The sequence below is a fragment of the Nonomuraea marmarensis genome (genome assembly GCF_043197025.1).
Classification (GTDB): Bacteria; Actinomycetota; Actinomycetes; order Streptosporangiales; family Streptosporangiaceae; genus Nonomuraea; species Nonomuraea marmarensis.
In genome coordinates, this window is sequence record NZ_JBICRM010000022.1 from 65521 (window position 1) to 89045 (window position 23525).

Sequence of the window (23525 nt, forward strand, 5' to 3'; positions counted from 1 at the left end):
GCGAAGCGAGCGGCCAATCGAACACAGCCGACTGTCGTTCATGCGACCGACGAAGGAGGGCGTATGAACGATCTGAGCCACGCGGCACGCGGGGTGGATTGGTTAATCACCGACTTCGTCAGTACGGTTCCGGGGGTCGCGCACGCGGTGGTCGTATCGTCTGATGGGTTGCCGTTGGCGGCTTCGTCGGGTTTTCCGGCTGACCGGGCTGATCAGTTGGCTGCGATCGCGTCGGGGTTGGTTTCTTTGACGCAGGGTGCGGCCAGGGTGTTCGAGGGTGGTGCGGTTAATCAGACGATTGTGGAGATGCAGCGTGGGCTGATGCTGATCATGTCGATCAGTGATGGTTCGTGTTTGGCGGTGCTGGCGGCTCCGGACTGTGACATGGGTTTGGTGGCGTACCAGATGACGCTGATGGTCGATCGCGCCGGTCAGGTGCTGACTCCGGCTGTGCGCGCGGAGCTGCGCGCCAGCCAGACCAGGTGATGCAGGTGACAGACCCGAGATGGAACAGCGGCGGCTGGGACTCCCACAACAGCGGTGGCTGGGAGCCCCCACCCCCGCCGCCGCCCGCCGGCTCTGACCCCGCCTCGCCGGTGCGGCCCTACGCCGTGACAGGCGGGCGGACCGCGCCCAAGGTCAAGCTGGCCATGGAGGCCCTGGTGTCCTCGGCGACCGCCGAGCACCGGGAGTTCTCCCACATCACGCCCGAGTACAAAGCCATCAGCCAGCTGTGCCTGCAGGTCAGGTCGGTGGCCGAAGTGTCGGCCCTGCTGCGGATCCCGCTCGGTGTGGTGCGTGTTCTGATCGCGGATATGGCTGCCGAGGGCCTGGTTCGGGTGCATCAGCCGCAGCTGGATGCGGGTAGGCCGGACGTCAACCTGCTGGAAAGGGTGCTCAGTGGACTTCGCAGGCTCTAGCCCCGGTTTGACCTCGACGAAGATCGTGGTCGCCGGCGGGTTCGGGGTGGGCAAGACGACGTTCGTCGGCGCGGTGTCGGAGATCATGCCGTTGACCACGGAGGCCGTCATGACCGACGCCTCCGCCGGGATCGACGATCTGGGCATGACGCCGCTGAAGTCGACCACCACCGTCGCGATGGACTTCGGCCGCGTCTCGCTCGACCGCGACCTGATCCTGTACCTGTTCGGCACGCCCGGACAGCACCGGTTCTGGTTCATGTGGGACGACCTGGTACGCGGCGCCATCGGCGCGGTCGTGCTGGTGGACACCCGCCGCCTGGCCGACAGCTTCCCCGCGATCGACTACTTCGAGGAGGCCCAGCTGCCGTTCATCGTGGGGGTGAACGGCTGGGACGGCCAGTACGCCCACAGCGACGCCGAAGTTCGCGACGCGCTCACCCTGGCCCCGCACATCCCGATGGTCCGCCTGGACGCCAGGTCGAAGGACTCGGTCAAGAGCGCGCTGATCAACCTGGTCGAGCACGCGCTCACGGTTCGGATGGCCGTGCCAGGCTGGAGCGGCTAGCGGAGCGGATAGGCTGGAGGCTTAGACGTACATTCGCATCGAGGACTGGCCAACCACGTGTTCGAGACGCTATCCGACCGGTTGACATCGGTCTTCTCCTCCCTCCGAGCCAAGGGTCGGCTGTCCGATGCCGACATCGACGCCACCGCCCGTGAGATCCGCATCGCGCTGCTCGAGGCCGATGTCGCGCTCCCGGTGGTCAAGGCGTTCGTCGCCCAGATCAAGGAGCGTGCCCGCGGCGCCGAGGTCTCCCAGGCGCTCAACCCGGCGCAGCAGGTCGTCAAGATCGTCAATGACGAGCTGATCGGGATCCTCGGCGGCGAGACCCGCAGGATCCGCCTCGCCAAGACGCCGCCGACCGTCATCATGCTCGCGGGCCTGCAGGGCGCGGGTAAGACGACGCTGGCCGGCAAGCTGGCGCGGTGGTTGCGCGAGCAGGGCCACGTGCCCATGCTCGTCGCCGCCGACCTGCAGCGGCCCAACGCCGTCCAGCAGCTCCAGGTCGTGGGTGAGCGCGCCCAGGTCGCGGTCTACGCGCCCGAGCCCGGCAACGGCGTGGGCGACCCGATCGCGGTCGCCCGCACGTCGATCGACGAGGCCAAGCGCCTCCAGCACGACGTCGTCATCATCGACACGGCCGGCCGCCTGGGCATCGACCAGGAGATGATGAAGCAGGCCGCCGACATCCGCGACGCGGTCCGTCCCGACGAGGTCCTGTTCGTGGTCGACGCCATGATCGGCCAGGATGCCGTCACGACGGCGCAGGCGTTCATGGAGGGGGTCGGCTTCGACGGCGTCGTGCTGACCAAGCTCGACGGCGACGCCCGCGGCGGCGCGGCGCTCTCGGTCCGGCACATCACGGGCCGGCCGATCATGTTCGCCTCGACCGGTGAGAAGCTGGAAGACTTCGACGCCTTCCACCCCGACCGGATGGCCTCCCGCATCCTCGACATGGGTGACATCCTCACCCTGATCGAGCAGGCCCAGAAGACGTTCGACGAGGAGCAGGCCGCCAAGATGGCCGGCAAGCTCACGTCGGGCGAAAACTTCACGCTCGAGGACTTCCTCGAGCAGATGATGATGGTCCAGAAGATGGGGCCGATCAAAAACCTGCTCGGCATGATGCCCGGCATGGGCCAGATGCGCGACCAGCTCGACTCCATCGACGACCGCGACCTCGACCGCATCGCCGCCATCATCCGCTCGATGACCCCGGCCGAACGCCAGGACCCCAAGATCATCAACGGGTCGCGCCGCGCCCGCATCGCCGGCGGTTCCGGCGTCACGGTGAGCGCGGTGAGCAACCTGGTCACCCGCTTCTTCGAGGCCCAGAAGATGATGAAGCGGATGGCGGGCGGCATGGGCATTCCCGGCATGCCGGGCGGGCGGGGCAAGGCGTCCAAGGCCCAGAAGAAGGCCAAGAAGGGGCGGCGCGTCAGCGGCGACCCGCGCAAGGCGGCCCTGGGCAAGGCGTCGTCCTCGGAGGAGGAGCCCGCCGAGCCGAAGCAGGGAGGCGTGCTGGGCAACCTGGGCGGCAAACTGCCGCCGGGCATGGAGCTGCCACCGGGCTTCGACCCGTCCAAGCTGCGGCTGCCCGGCCAGAAGTAGCCCGCACCGCTCTGCGCTGCCGCCGAGCCCCCGGCCTCAGCCTCCTGCCGCCAACACGCCGCCCGCGCCGTCGTCCTGCGCCGCCATCCGCGCGCTCGCCGCGGCTGGGCGTGTGGTCCTTGCCGACCCTTTGCGGTGGCTTGCTGCAGGAGGTCGAAGGCAGTGCCCTCGATCTGGCACAATGGCATGTTGGAACACCGTGACCAGGCGGGTGCCCTCTCACCTCCCGCCGGACGCGCCTGTCCCTGGAGCGTCGTTCTCATCGTGCCCCACTCGGTGAGGTCGCCGTTCACCCACGCTCGAATGCAGGAGAGACCACACCCGTGGCAGTCAAGATCAAACTCAAGCGGCTCGGCATGATCCGCAACCCGCAATACCGCATCGTCGTCGCCGACAGCCGCACCAAGCGTGACGGCCGGGCGATCGAGGAGATCGGCCTCTACCACCCGAAGGAAGACCCTTCGCGCATCGAGGTCAACGCCGAGCGTGCGGCCTACTGGCTGGGCGTCGGCGCGCAGCCGACCGAGCCGGTGCTCAAGCTGCTCAAGCTCACCGGTGACTGGCAGAAGTTCAAGGGCGAGCCCGCCCCTGCACCGCTCAAGGTCGCCGAGCCCGCGCCCGACCGTCACGCTCTCTACGAAGCCGCGGCCAAGGAGGCCCTGTCCGGTGGCGACACCGGCACGGCCGCCACCACGCCGAAGAGGGCCAGGAAGAAGGACGAGGCCGAGGCCCCGGCCCCCGCCCCGGCCCCCGCCGAGACCCAGACCGAGGGCGAGGCCTGACGTGCTCGAGGAGGCTCTCGAGCACCTCGTGAAGGGCATCGTCGAACATCCCGACGATGTCCGGGTCCGCGCACGCCGCATTCGCAGCGGGCGCGTCCTGGAGGTCCGGGTGCACCCCGAGGACCTGGGCAAGGTCATCGGACGCGGCGGGCGCACCGCCAAGGCGCTGCGCACGGTCGTGAACGCCCTGGCCGACGGGAAATACGTGCGAGTCGATCTGCTCGATCTGCACGAAGCAGTCCGTTAGCGTCAGGTTTCTGTGCCCTCATCGGTTTGCTGACCGATGGGGGCGCTTGCGTTAGAGAAGGAAGGTTCACGTGCAGTTGGTCGTCGGCCGGATAGGCCGCCCGCACGGGGTACGCGGTGACGTGACCGTGGAGGTGCGCACCGACGATCCCGAGCTGCGCCTCGCCGTCGGCACGTCGATCGAGACCGACCCCGCCGACAGGGGGCCGCTGGTCATCGAGGGGCGCCGCTGGCACAAGGGCATGTTGCTGCTGTCGTTCGCCGGGGTCACCGACCGCGACGTGGCGGACGAGCTACGGGGCACCATGCTGGTCATCGACTCGGCCGACGTCGCGCCGTCCGAGGACCCCGACGAGTTCCACGACCACCAGCTCATCGGCCTGGCGGTGGAGACCGCCTCAGGCGAGGCCGTGGGCGAGGTCACCGACGTCCTGCACCACGGTCAGGACCTCCTGGTCGTACGCAGGAACGGGGCGGACGAGGCGCTCATCCCGTTCGTCAAGGCCCTGGTGCCCGAGGTGGACCTGGAGGCGGGCCGGCTGGTCGTCGATCCGCCAGAGGGCCTGCTGTGATGCGGCTCGACATCATCTCGATCTTTCCCGAATACTTCGCGCCGCTCGACGTGTCGCTGATCGGCAAGGCTCGTGAGCGCGGCACGCTCGACGTACGCGTGCATCAGCTGCGCGACTGGGCACACGACGTGCACAAGACCGTCGACGACACCCCCTACGGCGGGGGGCCCGGCATGGTCATGAAGCCCGAGGTGTGGGGCGAGGCCATCGACGCGGTGGCCGGGGACGGCTCGCCGCGGCTGATCGTTCCGACGCCGAGCGGGCGGCCGTTCACCCAGGAGCTCGCGCAGGAGCTGGCGGGGGAGCCGTGGTTGTTGTTCGCGTGCGGGCGTTACGAGGGCATCGACGCGCGGGTCATGGCGGAGTACTCCGCGCGGTTGCGGGTGGACGAGGTCGGCATCGGTGACTACGTGCTGGCGGGCGGCGAGGTGGCGGTCCTCGTGATGGTGGAGGCCATCGGCAGGCTGCTGCCCGGCGTGCTGGGCAACGCGCAGTCGGCCGTGGACGACTCGTTCGCGCCCGGGTCGATGCGGAATCTGGTCGAAGGTCCCGTCTACACCAAGCCGCCCGTCTGGCGGGGGCACGAGGTGCCCGCGGTGCTGCTGTCCGGGCATCACGGTAAAGTCGCCAGATGGCGGCGGGACGAGGCGTTGCGGCGTACTGTGGCGAACAGGCCCGAGCTGGCGGCGGCGCTCGACCCCGCGACGTTCGACAAGCACGACAGGAAACTCCTCGAGGAGCTGTCGTTTCGCGTCGGGCCGGAAGATATGGCAAACTGAATCGCTGCCGACCATCATGCGGTCGGTGTTGCGTGCCCGGGAAGAGCGACCCCCGGACCCCAGGAGACAGCAAGCGTGTCCTCTCTGATGCCGTGCTCGATTCGAGCGCGGCCGGGTGGACCTCCGCCTGCTCGCGAGACTTTGAGGAAACTCTCATGCACACGAAGATCCAGGAGCTCGAGAAGGCGACCTTTCGCAGCGACGTGCCGGGCTTCCGCCCCGGTGACACGCTCGAGGTCCACGTCCGAGTCGTCGAAGGAAGCCGCTCCCGCATCCAGGTCTTCAAGGGCTTCGTGCTGCGCAGGCAGGGCAGCGGCGCCCGCGAGACCTTCACGGTCCGCAAGGTGAGCTACGGCGTCGGCGTCGAGCGTACCTTCCCCGTGCACAGCCCGGTCATCGATAAGATCGTGCTCGTGACCCGCGGCGACGTGCGCCGCGCCAAGCTCTACTACATGCGCGACCTGCGCGGCAAGGCTGCCCGCATCCGTGAGAAGCGCGAGACGACGGCCGCGAAGTAGCCGAGGTTCGCGAAGTCTCTCCGGTTTTTCCGAATGGTCCGCGCCCTGCGCGGGCCATTCGGCTTTACAGGGCCGTTTCCTTTATGTGGAGCGACTCGTGCATGGGTGTAACGTCGGTCGAGGCTTGTCGAGCCGATGCATCATCTAGGCTCGTCAGCGATGACTAGCGAGAACCAGGAGCACGGCGCGGCGCGCCGCCCTGTCGAGGACGAGGTGGACGTGGTCGCCGAAGAGACTCAGCAGCCGACCAAGGGCGGGAAAAAGGAGAAGAAGGGGTCGTTCTGGAAAGAGCTTCCCGTTCTTGTCGTCGTCGCCCTGGTGCTGGCACTGATCATCAAGACGTTTGTGGTCCAGGCCTTCTACATTCCATCGGAGTCGATGGAAAACACCCTGCTGACAAACGACAGGGTCCTGGTCAACAAGCTCGTATACCACACGCGCGACATCGAGCGCGGCGACGTGGTGGTGTTCTCGGGGGTCGACTCCTGGGACGGCGAGTTTCAGCTGGAGGAGCCGTCCAACCCGGTCGCGGCGTTCTTCCGGTGGGTCGGCACCGCGTTCGGCATCGTGCCCGGCGAGAAGGACTACATCAAGCGGGTCATCGGCGTCGGCGGCGACCACGTCAAGTGTTGCGACTCCAAGGGGCGCATCACGGTCAACGGCACGGCCATCGACGAAGAGGGCTATCTCTACCCAGGCAACGTGCCCTCCGACAAGTTCTTCGACATCACGGTGCCGCCCGGGCGGTTGTGGGTGATGGGCGACCACCGCTCGGTCTCGCTCGACTCGCGCTCCCACACCGGTGACGCGGGCGGCGGCTCCATTCCCGAGGGCCAGGTCATCGGGCGGGCCTTCGTGATCGTCTGGCCGTTCAACCGGGCGGCCTCGATCGACATCCCCGACACGTTCGCGCAGCCCGCGCTCCAGGCGCTCGGCGAGTCCGTGCCGCTGGTCGCCGGGTTCGGGCTCGCCGTACCCCTGGTGCTGGTTCGTCGGCGCCGGCGGGGGAGGAGGCGTTGATGGCCGTCACCAAGAAGGCGGAGGGCGTGGGGAAAGAGAAGAAGAAGGGCGGCTTCCGCGAGACCGTCCTGCTGCTGGTCCTGGGCGTGGGGATCGCGCTGTTGCTGCAGGCGTTCGTGGTCGGCTCGTTCTACATCCCGTCCGTGTCGATGGAGAACACCCTGCTGGTCAACGATCGCGTCTTCGTCAACAAGCTCGCGGGCAAGCCGGAGCGCGGCGACATCGTGGTCTTCAAGGGCTGGAACGGCGAGGACACCATCAAGCGGGTGATCGGCGTGGGCGGCGACAAGGTGGTGTGCTGCGACTCCCAGAAGCGCATCAGCGTCAACGGTACGCCGCTGGAGGAGAAGTCCTACCTCTACCCCGGCGATTTCGCTTCCGGCGATAAGTTCGACATCACGGTGCCGCCCGGCAAGCTCTGGCTCATGGGCGACCACCGCAGCGCGTCTGCCGACTCACGGGCCCACACGGAGGAGCCCGGTAAGGGCTTCATCTCGGAGGACGCGATGATCGGCAAGGCCGTGGTGCGTTATTGGCCGTTGTCCCGGGGCTATCTCTTCTCCCGTCCGGATACTTTCGACAAGGTCAAGTAGAGGAGGCTTTCGGTCGCGGTTTGCGGCGAATGGGGCGTACGCTTCCTGTGTCATGACAGTTGCGTTCCGCCCTCGACCGAGCGTCGTCCGGCGCGATTCCGGACTCTACGCCTACGAGCGGGCGCTGGCCCGCCGCGGCCTCACTCCCATCGCGGGCGTCGACGAGGCCGGGCGTGGCGCGTGCGCGGGGCCGCTGGTCGTCGCGGCCGTCATCCTGCGCAAGGAGATCGACGGCCTCAGTGACTCGAAACTGATAGCCCCGGTGGTGCGCGAACGCCTGTACGACCAGATCATGCCCGCCTCACACGTGGGTATCGTGATCATCCCGCCGGGGGAGATCGACGCTAAAGGTCTTCACAAATGCAACGTTTCAGGAATGCGGCGAGCTGTCGCACAGTTGCCCTGTGACCCGGAGTACATCCTGACGGACGGCTTCCCGGTGCCGGGGCTGCCGGCGCCGTCGCTGGCCGTGTGGAAGGGGGACCAGGTGGCCGCGTGCATGGCGGCCGCGTCGATCGTGGCCAAGGTGACGAGGGACCGCCTGATGGTCGCGCTGGACGCGCGCTACCCGCAGTATGGCTTCGCGGAGCACAAGGGGTATGTCACACCAGGACACCGGCTGGCACTGGAAACGCACGGCCCGTGTCCTGAACACCGTTACTCCTTCGTCACGGTGGCGAGGGAGATGGGTGAAAATGAAATGGGGGCCGGGGTTGCCTGACCAGGCGAACCGGGGGACCGGTACGACAGGAGGACCGCGATGAGCGCAGAAGATCTCGAAAAGTACGAAACCGAGATGGAGCTGCAGCTTTACCGCGAATACCGCGATGTCGTCGGGTTGTTCACATATGTCGTGGAGACTGAGCGGCGGTTCTATCTGACCAACTCGGTCGACCTCGACGTCCGTACCGCGGAGAACGGCGACGTCTTCTTCGACGTCAAGATGCAGGACGCCTGGGTTTGGGACATGTATCGGCCGGCGCGGTTCGTGAAGAACGTGCGGGTGGTCACGTTTAAGGACGTAAACGTGGAAGAGCTGGCCAAGGCAGATCTGGAGATGCCCAAGGAAGGGTTCTCGGGGTAAGTCGTCGGCATCGGCGCCGCCCCTTCGCGTTCTGCGCCTGAACAGGGGTAGCACTGGCGAGGGGGCGAATCGGCGGCCTGCACGGTGGCAGGACGTCACTCTCTTGTGCCCAGGGTTGCCCCGATCAGTCGCCGCCCAATCGGCAGCGCCGACCTCTCAGTGGTAGCCGTATGTGACAGCGCCATCACGCCGAGCCCCGCAGGGCCGGCCGTGTGAGACGGCGCCACGACGGTCGGCCTCCGCATGCTGGGCGCGTGAGGCGGGCACCACCGTGTCCAGCACCAGCGCATCAGCCGCGTTACGCGCATGACCGGCGTCAGCCGCGAGAGGCCGCCGCAGAGCCCTCCTTATCCACAACTCGTCGGTAACCCACCGTCGTCATCCCCAGAACTCCGTTCGGGCCGACCCCCACCACCCCTCATCCACGAAGGTCGGTGCCGGACCGCAGCGGACCGGACGGGACGGAGGGGCACATGGCCGCGAAGAACGAACTCGGCAAGCACGGCGAACAAATAGCCGTGACCTACTTGGAGGCCGAGGGGATGAAGATCATCGAACGCAACTGGCGCTGCCGCCACGGCGAGATCGACATCATCGCCGAAGAAGGTCCCAACCTGGTGGTCGTCGAGGTCAAAACCCGATCGGGCAGATCCCACGGCACAGCTCTGGAGTCGGTACGCCCGGCCAAGCTCGCCAGGCTCCAGATGCTCGCGGCCAAGTGGCTGGCCGCGCAGCCCCGTACGTTCGAGGCCGTAAGGGTAGACGTGATCGCCCTGGAGCGTTTCGCCGGGGACTTCGCGCTCCGTCACGTACGGGGGGCGATCTAGATGGCGGTGGCCCGCACCCGCAGCGTAGCCCTGGTGGGCGTGACAGGCCGCACTGTCGAGGTCGAGGCCGACGTGGGCAACGGCCTGGCGGGCATCCACCTCATCGGCCTTCCCGACACGGCGCTCAGCGAGGCCCGTGACCGGGTCAGATCCGCGCTGGTCAACAGCAACTACCCGTGGCCCGACGCCCGCATCATCGTCAGCCTCTTCCCGGCCAGCCTGCCCAAACGCGGGTCCCAGTTCGACCTGGCCATAGCCATGTCGATCATGGGCGCCGCGGGTGTGGTTCCCACCGAACGCATCACGGAGACGTTCTTCCTGGGAGAGCTCGGCCTCGACGGCCGCATAAGACCGGTACGCGGCGTACTGCCCTCGATCCTCGGCGCGGCCAAACACGGGGAGGTCACGGTCGTCATCCCATCCGCGAACTCGGCCGAAGCCGCCCTGGTGCCCGACGTGAAGGTGGTCCCGGTGGCGCACCTGCGCCAGCTGGTCGAGTGGTTGCGCACTGGAGACGACCCGCCCGAGCTCCCGATCGAGGAGTGCGTGGAGCCGCCCAAACCCACCACGGAGCCCGCGGTCGACCTGGCGGACGTCGTGGGCCAGCCACTCGCCCGCCGAGCCCTGGAGGTGTGCGCGGCGGGCGGCCACAACCTCTGGATGCTCGGCCCGCCGGGCACCGGCAAGACTCTGCTGGCCGAACGCCTCCCCACCCTCCTGCCGGACCTGGAGCTCGACCATGCCCTGGAGGTCACGGCCATCCATTCGGTCGCGGGCGTGTTGCCGCCGAACGCGCCCATGATGAGCAGACCGCCGTTCGTCAGCCCGCACCACACGGCCACATCCGCCGCGATCATCGGCGGCGGCAGCACGGTCGTGCGCCCGGGCGCGGTCTCACTCGCTCACCGCGGGGTCCTCTTCATGGACGAGGCGCCCGAGTTCCCCCGCCACGTGCTCGACTCGCTGAGGCAGCCGCTGGAGTCGGGCCGCGTGACCGTTTCCAGGTCGATGGGCTCGGTCACGTTCCCTGCCAGATTCATGCTCGTCATGGCCGCGAACCCCTGCCCCTGCGCCCAGGCCGAGGACCAGGGCGAAAACTGCAAATGCACCCCCACGGTCAGGCGCCGCTACCTGGGCAGGCTCTCCGGCCCACTCCTCGACCGCGTGGACATGAAGGTCCCCGTGGTCCGCTCGTCCAGACGCGAGCTCATGGCCGACCGCCAGTTCGTGGAGACCAGCAAGACGGTGGCCGAACGCGTGCTGGTAGCCCGCGAACGATCCGCCAAACGCCTGGCGGGCACCTCCTGGCGGACGAACGCCGAAATCCCCTCCTCCATCCTCCACGCCGACTTTCGCCCTTCCCCGGCGGCCATGAAGCCCATGACGTCCTGCCTGGACTCGGGCACCCTCACCGCTCGCGGCCTCGACCGCGTGGTCCGGGTCGCCTGGACTCTGGCGGACCTGGCGAACAAGGCCGGTCCGGGCGAAGAGGAAACCACCGCCGCCCTCAGCTTCTGGCTAGGGGTGAAGTCGTAATGCACCCCGCCCCTACACAACCACTCCCTCGCCCGCCCAGCCCCAAGAGGACAACCACAACACCCCATCCACCCCCGGGAGCCCGTATGACCAGCCCGCCCTCAGGAGCCGCCGAGTTCGCCCCACCAGCCGCTACGCCTGCCCCGGCTGAGCGAGCGGCCGCGCCTGCTCAGGCCGGGGGAGTCGCGGTTCACGGCCCGCCCGAAGGAGTCGCAGTCCCCTCTCCAGCCACCGTGACCGGCATACTCGCTGAGAAGACCGCCACAAGCCCGGTCGGAGGGGGAAGTGTCACGGGGGAGGCTCCATCCGGAGGGAGTGGCACCAGTGCGGAGCATGAGGCCAGGGCCGCTCTCATGCGGGCCGCCGACGTGGGCGACGCCATCATGGGCCGCCTCGTGACGCAGTACGGCGCTCCTGGGGCGGTGGAGGTGATTCGCGCCCGAACCTTGCCTCCGGACTTCATAGCGCAGGAAGCTCAGCAAGAGCGCCCACCAAACCTGACCGCCCGCTTGAACACCTGGTACGCCCGCCTGGCGGCCGCCAACCCCGCCGCCGACCTCGAAGCAGGTGAAAGGTCCGGGGCCAGACTGATCATCCCAGGCAGCCCCGAATGGCCGACCCAACTGGACCAACTGGGTCCGAGCCGCCCTCTCGGACTGTGGCTCCACGGCACGGCAGACCTCCGCTTCTCCTGCCTCAAATCCGTGGCAGTGGTAGGTGCCAGAGCCGCCACGGCGTACGGCGCGCACATCGCAGCCGAGTTCGGCGTCGGCCTCAGCGAGTCGGGCTGGACCGTCGTGTCAGGCGGCGCATTCGGCGTGGACGGCGCGGCTCACCGAGGAGCGCTGGCGGCCGATTCGCCAACGGTGGTCGTCCTGGCCTGCGGTGTCGACGTCTGCTATCCAAGCGGCCACGACACCCTGTTCACCGCAGCGAGGAACCAGGGCGTGGTGATCAGTGAATGCCCACCCGGCGTGCACCCCACCCGAGCCCGCTTCCTCATCAGAAACCGCCTGATAGCCGCCCTGTCCAGAGGCACGGTGGTGGTGGAAGCCGCCCTACGCAGCGGCGCACTCAACACAGCCGCCCACGCCCTGACCCTCAACAGACACCTCGGAGCGGTCCCAGGCCCAGTCACATCAGGCATGTCGGCCGGCTGCCACAGGCTCCTCCGCGAGCGCAAGGCGGTATGCATCACCTCACCAGAAGAAATGATCGACCTCGTCGGCGTAATAGGCGACGACCTGGCCGCACATTCCCGAGCCCCGGCGGTCCCCAGAGACAAACTCAACGAAACAACCAGAAGAGTCCTGGACGCGATCCCTTCGCGCGGCGGCGCAGGCCCAGCCTCCATAGCGGTCGCGGCGGGCGTAGGCCTGGACACCGCCCTGAGCGCATTGGGTGGCCTGGCAGCCGCCGGCTACATAGAACGAACCACAAACGGCTGGCGCCTCCGCAAGCAGACAACCACGTACCCAAAGGTCCCGGACTCCGCCGCCCTGGAGCCCCCACCCACCCCGGAGCCCACCGACCCAACCCAGGACCCTCTGTTCGCAGACGACGACTGCCCAAGCCCAGACGACCTGACTGAGCACGGTTGAGCTGAGGGGGCCCTACTTCCACCGAGGGGTTGCCGCCGCCTGGTCGGTGGATCAGTGGCGACTGGGGCTTCAGCGGCTATTGGGCTTAGGAGTGACGTCCCTCGGTTGGGGCTGCCGATCGAGTGACATCGGATGCCCGCCGCCGGTACGGGCGGGCATTTGCCACCACCGGCTCGAGCACACTCAGCCCGCGACCGGAGAAATGCCACCACCGACTGGAGGGTCGCGTCTCACAAACTGGACGTCCATGTCCCACTGGCTAAGCCGCCCGCCAGCGGCTGGAAGGCTGCCCACAGAGAACCACCGGAGGAAACTCCCTGTAGCCGGAGGATCACGCCCGAGCGGAGGAAGGAGCCAACCACTGCCGACTGTCTGGCTGAGTATGGCAGTAGGGGTTTCGGAAGTTGGGTGGGTAGTCAAGTTTGTGGGCGCGTGGGTGGGGAGGTCAGGGGAGGTTGTTTCTGGGTGGGCGTTTGGATTTAGGTGGGATGGTGGAGGTGTTTCGTGGGCGCTGGTGAGGTGGCTGTGGGCGGGAGTATGGGCGTGGACAGGGATGAGGTGGTGGGCGAGTTCGGGCGGTATCTGCGGTTCGAGCGTGATCTTTCGCCGCATACGGTCCGGGCCTATCTGTCTGACGTCAACTCCCTGCTCGACTACATGAATGGGCAGCTTGAGCGTCTGGATATCGGGATGCTCCGAGAGTGGCTGGCCGATCAGCATGGGGCGGGGAAGGCCAGGACTACTCTGGCGCGCCGGACTGCCTGTGCTCGCACCTTCACCGCCTACTGCCATCGCCGTGGCTGGTTGCCGGTGGATCCCGGGTTGCTGCTTGGAAGTGCCAAGGCGGCTCGGCCCTTGCCCTCCGTACTCGATCAGCAGCAGGCGCAGGCCGTCTTGGATGTGCCCTCGACCGAGGAGCCCAAGGAACTTCGAGATCAGGCCCTCCTCGAGATGCTCTACGCCACGGGGGTGCGGGTCGGCGAGTTGTGTTCGCTCGATGTTGACGACGTGGACCGGGATCGGCATGTCATCAGGGTGATGGGCAAGGGGCGTAAGGAACGGTCCGTACCGTTCGGGTCGCCTGCCCTTCGAGCGCTGGACAGGTGGTGTATTCACGGGCGGCCGCTGTGGGTTCGGGCAAGGTCGGGGCCCGCGCTCTTTCTGGGGGTACGCGGTGGTCGCATCGACGCGGGGACTGTTCGGCGAGTGGTGCATGCCCGGCTGGCGCAGGTGGAAGGGGCGCCGGACATGGGGTCGCATGGGTTGCGGCACAGTGCGGCGACTCACCTGCTCGAAGGCGGGGCGGATCTACGTAGTGTTCAGGAGTTGCTCGGTCATGCATCTCTGAACACCACGCAGATCTATACACATGTTTCGATCGAGCGTCTCCGGGCCGCGTATCGGCAGGCACATCCAAGGGCGTGATGTCTCAACGCGATGGCGGTGAGATTGGCGGGCGGCGTTTGCGGGCTCGCCCTCTGTGACGCCGTTTGCGGTGCTGGCCTCGTCTTGGGCTGTGACCGTTCGTTCTGGAGCGCCGTCGTCGGCGTAGGGCCGTGATCAGAAGGACGGTAGCCAGCAGTGTGCCCAGGCCGATGGCCGGTGCTGCGGGCGTTGCGGCCGAGAGGGTCAGGAACTGGGGCGTTGGTTGGGCTGGCGAGCGGTTGGCACTGAGTGTGGAGGCGGTCCTGAGCCCTGGGGTAGTGCTGAGCGGCGTCCCGGTGCTGGGCGGTGAGTCGGTGTTGAGCGGCGGCGTGGTGTTGAACGGTGGGTCGGAGGTCGGGGATGCGCCGGTGCTGAGGTCCGAGGCGGTGCTGGGAGTTGGGGCGGTGTTGGACGGAGAGCCGGTGATTGGTGTCGCCGGGTTGGTGGGGGTGGCGAGCCAGTAGGGGAGGAGGCGGATGGGGGCTTGGGTCAGGAGTAGTAGGGGGTCTAGGTAGAGGGTTTCTCTTAGGAGGCCCCAATGTAGGCAGGACTCCTGGCAGTGGTCCTTGGTGGCCTCTATGACGCCGAGTTTGGCTCCTGGTGTGACCGGTTGGCCTCGGCGTACGGATGCTGTGACTGGCAGGTAGGTCGTGCGTAGGCCGTCTGGGTGCTCGATGGTGACCACGCCTTTTCCCGCCACAGGGCCGGCGAAGCGGACGGTGCCTGGGCCCGCTGCCAGGACTGGGGTGGCTGTGGGGGCGGCCAGGTCGAGGCCGCGGTGGCCGGCGAGCCAGGGCTTGGGGGGTGGGGTGAAGCGGCGCAGGATGCGGGGGTGGCCGTCCAGCGGCCAGCGCCATGCCGGCGGTGAGGCTCTTGCTGGGGGAGCGGGGATGGCCAGGGTTACGGCAACGACGAGGAGGGCTGTCAGGGCTCTCCTGGCCATATGAGGGGTACGGCGGTTCGGCGGCGAGGACGTGGGTCGTTTCGGGTGCGGACTTCGGTGGAAGTTCATGGCGCGAGTTTGGTTGAGGTGCTTGGGGTCGCGAGGCGGTGAACTTCGTTCTGTTGATGAAGCGGGGAGTGGCCGGACGGGCTGTGGATAACTGGCTCGGTGATGGTTTGGATGAGGGCGAGAGTGTCCGAGCCTGGATGTGACGGCCGTGGCGCGTGCGGATCAGTCGCCGTTGGCGTTCGGGATTCGAGAGGGCGGGGCTTTCGAGAGGGGACGGGTGCTTGGAGAGCGGACGGGGCTTGAGTCAGATCGGGCGGTGGCGCTTGGAGTAGATCACATGGTCTAGGGCCTGGGAGAGGGCTACGTCGGGGCTTGGAGGTGGTGGGACTTGAGGGCGGGGGCGGTTTGGGCGTAGGGGGGAGGTCCAGATCCAGATGGCGCTCAGGGCTATGCCCGCCGCGCAGATGAGGATCACCGGGCGTAGGCCCAGGAATTCGGCCAGGACGCCGCCGACGAGGCCGCCGATGGCCAGGACGCCCTGCACCGCGAACGTCGTGGTCGCGTTCACCCGGCCCCGGAGCTCTGGGGTGGTTTCGCGGAGGATGATCGCGCCCATGCAGGTGGCGAAGGCTACGACTATGCCGCCGGTGATCGTACCGGTCAGGGCCAGGAGGGAGAGCTTCCACCAAAGAGGGCCCGTGAGCAGGCCTACGGCGAGGATTTCCATGGGGAAGAACAGCACCGAGACGAGCAGGATGCGGTTCTCGCCGTAGCGCTTGGAGAGGCGGGCGGTGATCCAGGCGCCCAGCAGGCCGCCGAGGCCGCCCAGGGCGATGAGTACGCCGATCAGGGCTTTGGGGATGCCGAGCGTGTTGACCATGTAGAGCATGTAGACGGCTGTGTACGCCATGGCGAAGAAGTTGATCGTGACACCCGCGCCGAGTAGCGCCCGGAGTACGGGGTGGGTGACGCTGGCCCTCAGGCCTTCCACGACGTCACGCCACATGCCTCGGGAAGCCGCGGGCTCGTTCCTTTCCGGGGTTCTGATGGCGCGGAGCAACAGGGCTGAGGTCAGGAACGACAGCGCCTCCGCCAGTACGGCCAGCGGGGCCGTGAGGAGCTGCACAAGGAGGCCGGCCAGGCCGGGACCGCTCACCGAGGCCACCGAGTAGGAGGCGTGGAAGCCCGCCATCGCCTCGGTTCGCTGTGCGGGGGAGACGACCGCTGCCACATGGGGGAAGTTCGCCGCTCTGAACAGGACTCCGGCTGTGCCGATCACCAGGGCTACCGTGATCAACCAGATGATGTTCAGGAGGCCGAGGAGCCAGGCTATGGGGACTGTGGCGGCGGCCGCGCAGGAGACGAGTTCACAAGCGATCATCAGGGGACGGTGCCGGGTGAGCCGGTCGGCGATGGCGCCCGACTGGAGGCCGAACACGAGGGCGGGCACCGAGGCGGCCGCGGTCAGCAATCCCATCTGGGAGGGGGATGCGGTCAGCATGGTGATCGCGGTCAGGGGGATGGCCAGCTTGGACACCTCTGAGCCGGTGACTGAGATCGTCCGGGCTGTCCACAACAAACGGTAGTCAGGTTGCTTTCGGAGGGGGATGGGCGCAACGTCTGACAGTGCCAAGCCGGGATCGAGGTCGGGGCCGCTGGTGTGCTCGGGTCGTACGGGGGTGGAATCCCTCGTCGGGCGGGCTGCATCCTGGTTGTGAAGGGAACGCTTCATAACTGTGAAGGTATCCCTTCACAGTTATGAAGGCAATGCTTCATATCGAACGCGGGTACCTTTGGCACATGACGCAGGACAGCGACGGGCTCAGTGATCCCAAGGCGATGCGGGCGCTGGCTCATCCGGCGAGGTTGATGATCCTCGACAGGCTTGCTGTCGAGGGGAGCGCTACCGCTACCGAGGTGGCGGAGGGCGCGGGGATCACGCCCAGCGCTGCCAGTTACCACCTGCGGATGTTGGCCAAGTACGGGTTCGTGGAGGATGCGCCGCCCCGGGGCGACGGCAGGGAGCGGTTGTGGCAGTCCGTGGACGCGCCGCTCAGCGTCGGGGTTCACCCTGATGATCAGCCAGAGGTGCGGGATGCCAAGGTCTCGGTGATGACGGCGTTTCTCCGGGAGGCCAACGAAGCGGCGGGGCGGGCCATGGCCCATGTCGACAGGGAGCCGGATGAGTGGCGTGATGTGACGCGCTTCAGCCGTACTCGGATCAGGGTCGACGCGGAGGAGCTGGCCCGGCTCAGCGAGGCGATCGAGAAGTTGCTCGAGCCTTACGTCGCTCGGAACCGCGGCGAGAAGGAGGCGCCGAGTGGGGCCAGGATCGCTGAGGCGCAAATCAATCTGTTCCCGGTCGTGAAGAGGGCGGCACCCGGGTTGCCTACCGAGGATCACGATGCGCGCTGAGCCGGGGCTCGTGGTACGGGCGGGGCCGGAGGGTCGCGGTGCCGGTTGGACCGGAGGGCGTGATGTGTGCTCAATCCCGCCGCTTCGTTGTGGGGGAGGGGCGGGATGTCCGTTTGACGGTAGACGGTCAGGCTGGGGTGGTGTGGGAGGTAGACTTTTCGGTGGCCTGTGACACAGGCCGACTTCGCATGCCCCATTGCGGACCGCGCCATCGGTCCGGGCCACGTGTCCGGCGGGAGCGGTTTCGGGGCATCAGGGCGGCAGACGACGCGCTGCCGCGGCACAACCGAGAACCGCGCCCATCCGCAGGGCGCCCAGACCTGGAGGACCAGCACATGGCCCCCGTCGTCACCATGCGACAGCTGCTCGAAAGCGGCGTTCACTTCGGTCACCAGACCCGGCGCTGGAACCCGAAGATGAAGCGCTTCATCTTCACCGAGCGCAACGGCATCTACATCATCGACCTGCAGAAGTCGCTGTCGTTCATCGACCGTGCCTACGACTTCGTCAAGGAGACCGTCGCCCACGGCGGCACGATCCTGTTCATCGGCACCAAGAAGCAGGCTCAGGAGGCCATCTCCGAGCAGGCCGCCCGGGTCGGCATGCCGTACGTCAACCAGCGCTGGCTGGGTGGCATGCTCACCAACTTCTCCACCGTGCACAAGAGGCTGCAGCGTCTGAAGGAGCTCGAGGAGCTCGACTTCGACAACGTCGCCGCCTCGGGGCTCACCAAGAAGGAGCTCCTCATGCGCCGTCGGGAGAAGGACAAGCTCGAGCGTACGCTCGGCGGCATCCGCGACATGGGCCGTGTGCCCAGCGCGGTGTGGATCGTCGACACGAAGAAGGAGCACATCGCGATCAGCGAGGCCAAGAAGCTTGGCATTCCTGTCGTCGCGATCCTCGACACCAACTGCGACCCCGACGAGGTCGACTACCCGATCCCGGGCAACGACGACGCCATCCGCGCCGTCGGCCTGCTGACCAGGGTCGTCGCCGACGGCGTCGCCGCCGGTCTGATGGCTCGCTCCGGCGCCGCGCGCGGTGACGAGAAGCCGGCCGCCGCCGAGCCGCTGGCCGAGTGGGAGCGTGAGCTCATCGAGCAGGGCACCGGCGAGCGTACGGCCGACGAGGCGGAGGCGGCTGCTCCTGAGGCCGCTGCTCCTGAGGCTGCTGCTGAGGCCGCCGCTCCTGAGGCCGCTCCTGAGGCTGCTGCTGAGGCCGCTGCCCCCGAGGCCGCGCCCGAGGTCGTTGCCGAGGAGAGTGCCGCTCCCGCCGAGGCCGCCGCCGAGGGTGAGACCGAGCCGCAGGCCTGACGGCCAAGGCAAGGGCGATTGCTCCAGGCTCGGGTCAGGCGCCCAAGCACGAGCACGGCCGCACAGCTGAATAACGCGAACCACACCGGCCGCTGAGCGCCCCGGTGGCCGACCGGGCAAGGTACGGGTCCCGAGTGGACAGACGGCCTGGCCGGGACGGCACGCCGGGGCAGGTCACATCAGGCTCAGGCCGCGTAAGCCGGGCCAAGGCGAGGCGGCCACCGAGCCCGGGCGGAAAGCCGAGGCGAGGTGGCAGCCGAACCGAGGTGGAAGCCGAGGTGAGGTCCCATCCCGGTCGAGGTGGTAAGCCGAGACGAGGCTGGGCAGTAGGCCGAGCGAAGTAGCAGCAGAGCCAAGCCTGACCCGAGCCCCGAGCAAGACAAAGGCTCCTGGCACGGCAAGCGTCTGCCGTACCAACCAAGGGTGGGTGAACCGGATCCCGGGCACCCACCCGATCCACGACGAAATCCCACAAGGAATAAGAGCAATGGCTTCCGTGAACATGGCCGACGTCAAGCGGCTTCGCGAGATCACCGCTGCCGGCATGATGGACTGCAAGAGGGCGCTGGAGGAGTCCGAGGGCGACTTCGACCGCGCCATCGAGCTGCTGCGCCTCAAGGGCGCCAAGGACGTGGGCAAGCGCGAGGCCCGCACCGCCTCCAACGGCCTCGTCGCGCTCAAGCAGGACGGCGACTCCTCCGCCGCGCTGGTCGAGCTCAACTGCGAGACCGACTTCGTGGCCAAGGGCGAGCGCTTCCAGGAGCTGGCGGCCGGGGTGGTCGCGCACATCCTGGAGACCAAGCCCGCCGACGTGGCGACGCTGCTCGAGTCCTCCTTCGACGGCAAGACCGTCAAGGAGCACCTCGACCTGGCCAACGCCGCGCTGGGCGAGAAGATCGAGATCCGCCGGTTCGCGGTGCTGGAGGGCGGCTACATCGGCGCCTACATGCACCGCACCGACCCCGCGCTGCCGCCCGCGGTCGGCGTGCTGGTCCAGCTCGACAAGCCGAACGCCGAGGTCGCCAAGGACATCGCGCAGCACGCCGCGGCCATGGCGCCGCAGTACCTCAAGCCCGACTCCGTGCCCGCCGAGGTCGTCGACAAGGAGCGCAAGCTCTTCGAGGAGATGACCCGCGAGGAGGGCAAGCCCGAGGCCGCCGTCGGCAAGATCGTCGAGGGTCGCGTCAATGGCTGGTACAAGGACTTCACGCTGCTGCAGCAGGCTTTCGTCAAGGACAACAAGAAGAGCGTGGGCAAGTACGCCGACGAGAACGGCGTCGAGGTCCTCGGCTTTGTCCGCTTCAAGGTCGGTCAGGCTTAGGCTTGAGCAAGCCGCCAGGTCAACGATCCGCCGAATGAAGGAGGCCGCCGCCGTGCAGGACCACCGGGAGCCAGCCCACGAATCCACACGGACGGCGGCTTCCTCATCTCAAAACCCGCAGAGTCCACTCAGGTGGAAGCGGGTCATGTTGAAGCTGTCAGGGGAGGCGTTCGCCGGCAGCGAGCCGCTGGGCATCGATCCCGAGGTCGTCGATCATCTGGCCGATTCGATCGCCGAGGCGGTCAAAGAGGGCGTGCAGGTGGCGGTCGTGGTCGGTGGCGGAAACATGTTCCGCGGCGTCACCCTCTCGGAGGGCGGCATCGACCGGGCCAGGGCCGACTACATGGGCATGCTCGGCACGGTCATCAACTGCCTGGCACTACAGGACTTCCTCGAGCGGCGGGGCGTGGAGACACGCGTGCAGACCGCCATCACCATGCAGCAGGTGGCCGAGCCGTTCCTGCCGCGCCGCGCGATCAGGCACCTCGAGAAGGGGCGCGTGGTCATCTTCGGCGCGGGACTCGGCTCGCCGTTCTTCTCCACCGACACCGCGGCGTCCCAGCGGGCCCTGGAGATCGGCGCCGAGGCGCTGCTCAAGGGCACGCAGGTCGACGGGATCTACGACTCCGATCCACGTAAAAATCCGGATGCGGTCAGGTTTGATCACCTTGACTACGGCGAGGTGCTGCTCCGAGACCTCGCGGTCATGGACGCCACCGCGATCAGCCTGTGCAAGGACAACGATCTGCCGATCGTGGTCTTCGACCTCATGGGCGAGGGCAACATCCTGCGGGCGGTCCGCGGTGAGAAAATCGGCACGCTGGTGAGTCCCGCAGGTAAATGAGGGAGCGAGCCCGACACCGCCAGCTAGAAGACAGGGAGCCGCTGTGATCGACGAAACCCTCCTCGAAGCCGAGGACAAGATGGACAAGGCCGTCTCGGTCGCGAAGGAGGACTTCGCGAGCATCCGTACGGGCCGAGTCACGCCCTCGATGTTCAACAAGATCAACGCCGAATACTACGGCACGCCGACGCCGATCCAGCAGCTGGCGTCGTTCCACGTGCCTGAGGCGCGTATGGTCCTCATCCAGCCCTACGACAAGAGCTCGATGAGCGCGATCGAGCGGGCCATCCGCGACTCCGACCTCGGCGTCAACCCGACCGACGACGGCCAGGTGATCCGCGTGACGTTCCCGGAGCTGTCCGAGGAGCGCCGCAAGGAGTACATCAAGGTCGCCAGGAACAAGGGTGAGCACGCCAAGGTGTCGGTGCGCAACATCCGCCGCTCCGCCAAGGAGATCCTCGACAAGATGATCAAGGATGGTGAAGCGGGGGAGGACGAGGTGCGCCGCGCCGAGAAGGAGCTCGACGACCTCACCCAGAAGCACGTCGCCAAGATCGACGAGCTGCTCAAGCACAAGGAAGCCGAGCTGCTCGAAGTCTGAGCGGCACGCCACACGGCCCTCGCCCCGGTGGCGGGGGCCGTGGCTCTTGGAGAACTCTGTGGAAGAACGTACGGCTGGCACCAGCTCGAGCGGCGGCAGCCGTACCGGAAGGAACCTGCCTGCCGCGATCGCGGTCGGCGTGGTGCTGGGCGCGCTGGCCATCGGCTCCCTCTACACGATCAAGGAGCTCTTCCTTCTGGTCATGGTGGCGGCCGTGGGCGTCGGCGTGCTGGAGCTGACCAAGGCATTCGCGACCCGCGACATCAAGGTGCCCGCCGTGCCCGTGCTCGCGGGCCTGGTGGCGATGCAGGCGGGGGCGTACTGGGGCGGGCCGCTCTGGTTGCTGGCGACGTTCGCGATCTTCGCGTTCGTGTTGCTGGGCTGGCGGATGTTCAGCGACGGCACGGACGGATACGTGCGGGACGCCTCGGCGTCGGTGTTCACGCTGTTCTATCCCGCGATGCTGACCGCGTTCGCGGCATTGCTGCTCAGGGCCGACGACGGCGACCACCGGGTGCTGATCTTCCTCGCGGTGACCGTGGCCAGCGACATCGGCGGTTACATCGCGGGGGTGCTGTTCGGCAGGCACCAGATGACGGTGATCAGCCCGAAGAAGACGTGGGAGGGGTTCGCCGGGTCGTTCGTCGCGTGCACGGCGGTGGGGGCCTGGCTGGTGGCCTGGCTGCTCGGCGGCGCGATCTGGCAGGGCGCGCTGATCGGCGGGCTCGCGGCGCTGCTGGCGACCCTGGGCGACCTGATCGAGTCGATGATCAAGCGAGATCTCGGCATCAAGGACCTGGGCACGATCCTGCCCGGCCACGGCGGTCTGATGGACCGGCTCGACTCGCTGGTGACGACGCTGGTGCCGGTCTGGCTGCTAATGACGCTGTTCTTCTAGCGCCTCGACGGTGATCGGTGAGAGCCAGAGCCACCGTACGGCCTCACCGCCGAACGCGAATCCCGACATGTCAGGCATGTGTGGTGCGTTGGCCGTCATCAGGACCCCCGAATATCGCGGCCCCAGCGGGAACGTCGAAGGCTCGTGATACCACTTCGCCGTGTGCCCGTGGCCCAGCCAGGTGACCGAGTGCCACGGATACTGCGACAACCACACCAGCAGCAGCGCCGCGTCCCTGGGGTCCTCGCGGGTGGCCACGGCCAGCTCGATCCGCGCGTACGCCCCCGGCTTGTCGATCCACTGCTCGACCGTGGGCATCCGCTGGCAGCTCATCCCGACCGTGGACAACACGGTGAAACCGCGGTCATGGTGCGGTGGGCGTTCGGTGATCCCCACGGTCGGCAGCCGCTCGCCGCTGGCGTCCCAGTAGCGGCCCGCGGGCCCGAGCACCCGGTCCAGATGCCCCATCACGAACTGCTGGAACGACGGCCACGACCCCTCACCGTGCCGCCAGCGCCAGTAGGATCTGGCGTTGGAGATACGGGGCCGCAGCCCTTCGAGCGCCTCCGAGAGCGCCCAGGCGAACGGCGACTCGCCCACCGCGTCCCGCGCGTACCCCGGCATGCCCCTGCTCATGTCGGCCCAGCCGGGGATGACCGCCAGCAGGTCGTCGTCCTCGTAGAGGGCCACCCCGTCGCCCTCCTCGAACCACAACGCGCTGAGCTGCCCGAGCGGCCGCCGGCCGTCCGGGTGCAGCGTGCCGGCCCTGGGCATCAGCGGCGGCAGGCCGGCGTTGATCCTGGCCAGGTCCACCACAGGCGGGGCCGGGCGGTGGTTGGCCAGCCAGACGGCGCCGTGCACCGCCCCGTCGGGCGAGCACAGGTAAGCTACCGAGGAGTCCTCGTCCCGCTCGACCACGAGCGTCCGGCTCCCGTACGGGTTACCGGCGGCGAGCACGACCTCGGTGCCACCCTCGCCAGATGCCGACCGAAAAATCGCCATACGAGATGACTGTAGATCGGGTGGTGAGCCCGATGCGAGCCGGTCCGCGACCAGGAATGCCACCTCCGTTCCGGACGTTCAGTACCCTGGTCGACAACCC

26 protein-coding genes are annotated in these 23525 nt (G+C 67.6%); 23 read left to right on the forward strand and 3 right to left on the reverse strand.

What is annotated here, in order from left to right; all coding sequences use genetic code 11:
• Window positions 1-63 precede the first annotated feature (63 nt).
• From ACFLIM_RS31050 to ACFLIM_RS31130, 17 genes are all read left to right on the forward strand, one after another.
• Window positions 64-486, forward strand: coding sequence for a roadblock/LC7 domain-containing protein (locus ACFLIM_RS31050; RefSeq protein ID WP_020546542.1), 423 nt, complete (start codon window positions 64-66; stop codon window positions 484-486).
• Between the two features lie 110 nt (window positions 487-596).
• A complete protein-coding gene (locus tag ACFLIM_RS31055) occupies window positions 597-920 on the forward strand; it encodes a DUF742 domain-containing protein (RefSeq protein WP_138667107.1) in 324 nt (107 codons plus the stop codon).
• 7 nt (window positions 921-927) lie between these two features.
• Window positions 928-1488 (forward strand): GTP-binding protein, encoded by a 561-nt coding sequence (locus ACFLIM_RS31060; RefSeq protein WP_090935927.1) that lies wholly within the window; start codon window positions 928-930, stop codon window positions 1486-1488.
• A 57-nt stretch (window positions 1489-1545) separates the two neighbouring features.
• On the forward strand, window positions 1546-3096 hold the full coding sequence (ffh, locus tag ACFLIM_RS31065; protein WP_393171495.1) for a signal recognition particle protein: 1551 nt from the start codon (window positions 1546-1548) through the stop codon (window positions 3094-3096).
• A 323-nt stretch (window positions 3097-3419) separates the two neighbouring features.
• Window positions 3420-3878, forward strand: a complete 459-nt coding sequence (gene rpsP / locus ACFLIM_RS31070) for a 30S ribosomal protein S16 (RefSeq protein WP_393171497.1) — start codon at window positions 3420-3422, stop codon at window positions 3876-3878.
• A 1-nt stretch (window position 3879) separates the two neighbouring features.
• Complete coding sequence (locus tag ACFLIM_RS31075; RefSeq protein WP_043634919.1) at window positions 3880-4125, forward strand: RNA-binding protein; 246 nt, start codon at window positions 3880-3882, stop codon at window positions 4123-4125.
• Window positions 4126-4195: 70 nt separating this feature from the next.
• Window positions 4196-4696 (forward strand): ribosome maturation factor RimM, encoded by a 501-nt coding sequence (gene rimM / locus ACFLIM_RS31080; RefSeq protein ID WP_393171499.1) that lies wholly within the window; start codon window positions 4196-4198, stop codon window positions 4694-4696.
• Window positions 4696-5475, forward strand: a complete 780-nt coding sequence (gene trmD / locus ACFLIM_RS31085; protein ID WP_393171501.1) for a tRNA (guanosine(37)-N1)-methyltransferase TrmD — start codon at window positions 4696-4698, stop codon at window positions 5473-5475. Before rimM ends, trmD begins: the two co-directional genes overlap by 1 nt.
• Window positions 5476-5630: 155 nt before the next feature.
• Window positions 5631-5993 carry a 50S ribosomal protein L19 gene (rplS, locus tag ACFLIM_RS31090; protein WP_393171503.1) on the forward strand — a complete coding sequence of 121 codons (363 nt, stop codon included), beginning with the start codon at window positions 5631-5633 and terminating at the stop codon, window positions 5991-5993.
• A gap of 159 nt (window positions 5994-6152) precedes the next feature.
• The gene (gene lepB, locus ACFLIM_RS31095; protein ID WP_393171505.1) at window positions 6153-7013 is read left to right on the forward strand and encodes a signal peptidase I; all 861 of its coding nucleotides are present in this window, start codon (window positions 6153-6155) and stop codon (window positions 7011-7013) included.
• Window positions 7013-7606, forward strand: coding sequence for a signal peptidase I (gene lepB, locus ACFLIM_RS31100; protein WP_393171507.1), 594 nt, complete (start codon window positions 7013-7015; stop codon window positions 7604-7606). The genes lepB (ACFLIM_RS31095) and lepB (ACFLIM_RS31100) overlap by 1 nt, the downstream gene beginning before the upstream one ends.
• 52 nt (window positions 7607-7658) lie before the next feature.
• The gene (locus ACFLIM_RS31105; RefSeq protein ID WP_393171508.1) at window positions 7659-8327 is read left to right on the forward strand and encodes a ribonuclease HII; all 669 of its coding nucleotides are present in this window, start codon (window positions 7659-7661) and stop codon (window positions 8325-8327) included.
• Window positions 8328-8366: 39 nt separating this feature from the next.
• Window positions 8367-8690, forward strand: coding sequence for a DUF2469 domain-containing protein (locus tag ACFLIM_RS31110; RefSeq protein WP_026215037.1), 324 nt, complete (start codon window positions 8367-8369; stop codon window positions 8688-8690).
• A gap of 473 nt (window positions 8691-9163) precedes the next feature.
• The gene (locus ACFLIM_RS31115) at window positions 9164-9517 is read left to right on the forward strand and encodes a YraN family protein (protein WP_393171511.1); all 354 of its coding nucleotides are present in this window, start codon (window positions 9164-9166) and stop codon (window positions 9515-9517) included.
• The gene (locus ACFLIM_RS31120; RefSeq protein WP_393171513.1) at window positions 9518-11053 is read left to right on the forward strand and encodes a YifB family Mg chelatase-like AAA ATPase; all 1536 of its coding nucleotides are present in this window, start codon (window positions 9518-9520) and stop codon (window positions 11051-11053) included.
• A gap of 233 nt (window positions 11054-11286) precedes the next feature.
• Window positions 11287-12654: a DNA-processing protein DprA gene (gene dprA / locus ACFLIM_RS31125; RefSeq protein WP_393171515.1), complete on the forward strand. Its 1368-nt coding sequence runs from the start codon at window positions 11287-11289 to the stop codon at window positions 12652-12654.
• 543 nt (window positions 12655-13197) lie between these two features.
• Window positions 13198-14079 carry a tyrosine recombinase XerC gene (locus tag ACFLIM_RS31130; RefSeq protein ID WP_449291487.1) on the forward strand — a complete coding sequence of 294 codons (882 nt, stop codon included), beginning with the start codon at window positions 13198-13200 and terminating at the stop codon, window positions 14077-14079.
• Between the two features lie 4 nt (window positions 14080-14083).
• Here ACFLIM_RS31130 and ACFLIM_RS31135 read toward each other — a convergent pair whose 3' ends face one another.
• Entirely contained in the window at window positions 14084-15091 is a 1008-nt protein-coding gene (locus tag ACFLIM_RS31135; protein WP_393171516.1) for a M23 family metallopeptidase, read from the reverse strand.
• 244 nt (window positions 15092-15335) lie between these two features.
• Complete coding sequence (locus tag ACFLIM_RS31140; RefSeq protein WP_393171645.1) at window positions 15336-16664, reverse strand: MFS transporter; 1329 nt, start codon at window positions 16662-16664, stop codon at window positions 15336-15338.
• A gap of 167 nt (window positions 16665-16831) precedes the next feature.
• Between ACFLIM_RS31140 and ACFLIM_RS31145 the strand changes: the two genes are divergently transcribed.
• The 6 genes from ACFLIM_RS31145 (at window position 16832) to ACFLIM_RS31170 (ending at window position 22423) form a co-directional block, all read left to right on the forward strand.
• A complete protein-coding gene (locus ACFLIM_RS31145) occupies window positions 16832-17446 on the forward strand; it encodes an ArsR/SmtB family transcription factor (protein WP_393171518.1) in 615 nt (204 codons plus the stop codon).
• A gap of 335 nt (window positions 17447-17781) precedes the next feature.
• A complete protein-coding gene (gene rpsB, locus ACFLIM_RS31150; RefSeq protein ID WP_393171520.1) occupies window positions 17782-18759 on the forward strand; it encodes a 30S ribosomal protein S2 in 978 nt (325 codons plus the stop codon).
• 487 nt (window positions 18760-19246) lie between these two features.
• Window positions 19247-20080: a translation elongation factor Ts gene (gene tsf, locus ACFLIM_RS31155; RefSeq protein ID WP_393171521.1), complete on the forward strand. Its 834-nt coding sequence runs from the start codon at window positions 19247-19249 to the stop codon at window positions 20078-20080.
• A gap of 145 nt (window positions 20081-20225) precedes the next feature.
• A complete protein-coding gene (pyrH, locus tag ACFLIM_RS31160) occupies window positions 20226-20924 on the forward strand; it encodes a UMP kinase (protein ID WP_393171523.1) in 699 nt (232 codons plus the stop codon).
• A gap of 43 nt (window positions 20925-20967) precedes the next feature.
• A complete protein-coding gene (gene frr, locus ACFLIM_RS31165) occupies window positions 20968-21525 on the forward strand; it encodes a ribosome recycling factor (protein ID WP_393171525.1) in 558 nt (185 codons plus the stop codon).
• 58 nt (window positions 21526-21583) lie between these two features.
• A complete protein-coding gene (locus ACFLIM_RS31170) occupies window positions 21584-22423 on the forward strand; it encodes a phosphatidate cytidylyltransferase (protein WP_393171527.1) in 840 nt (279 codons plus the stop codon).
• Here the strand turns inward: ACFLIM_RS31170 and ACFLIM_RS31175 are convergent.
• Window positions 22403-23425 (reverse strand): suppressor of fused domain protein, encoded by a 1023-nt coding sequence (locus ACFLIM_RS31175; protein ID WP_393171529.1) that lies wholly within the window; start codon window positions 23423-23425, stop codon window positions 22403-22405. The two genes, ACFLIM_RS31170 and ACFLIM_RS31175, sit on opposite strands and share 21 nt — an antisense overlap.
• Window positions 23426-23525: the final 100 nt, after the last annotated feature.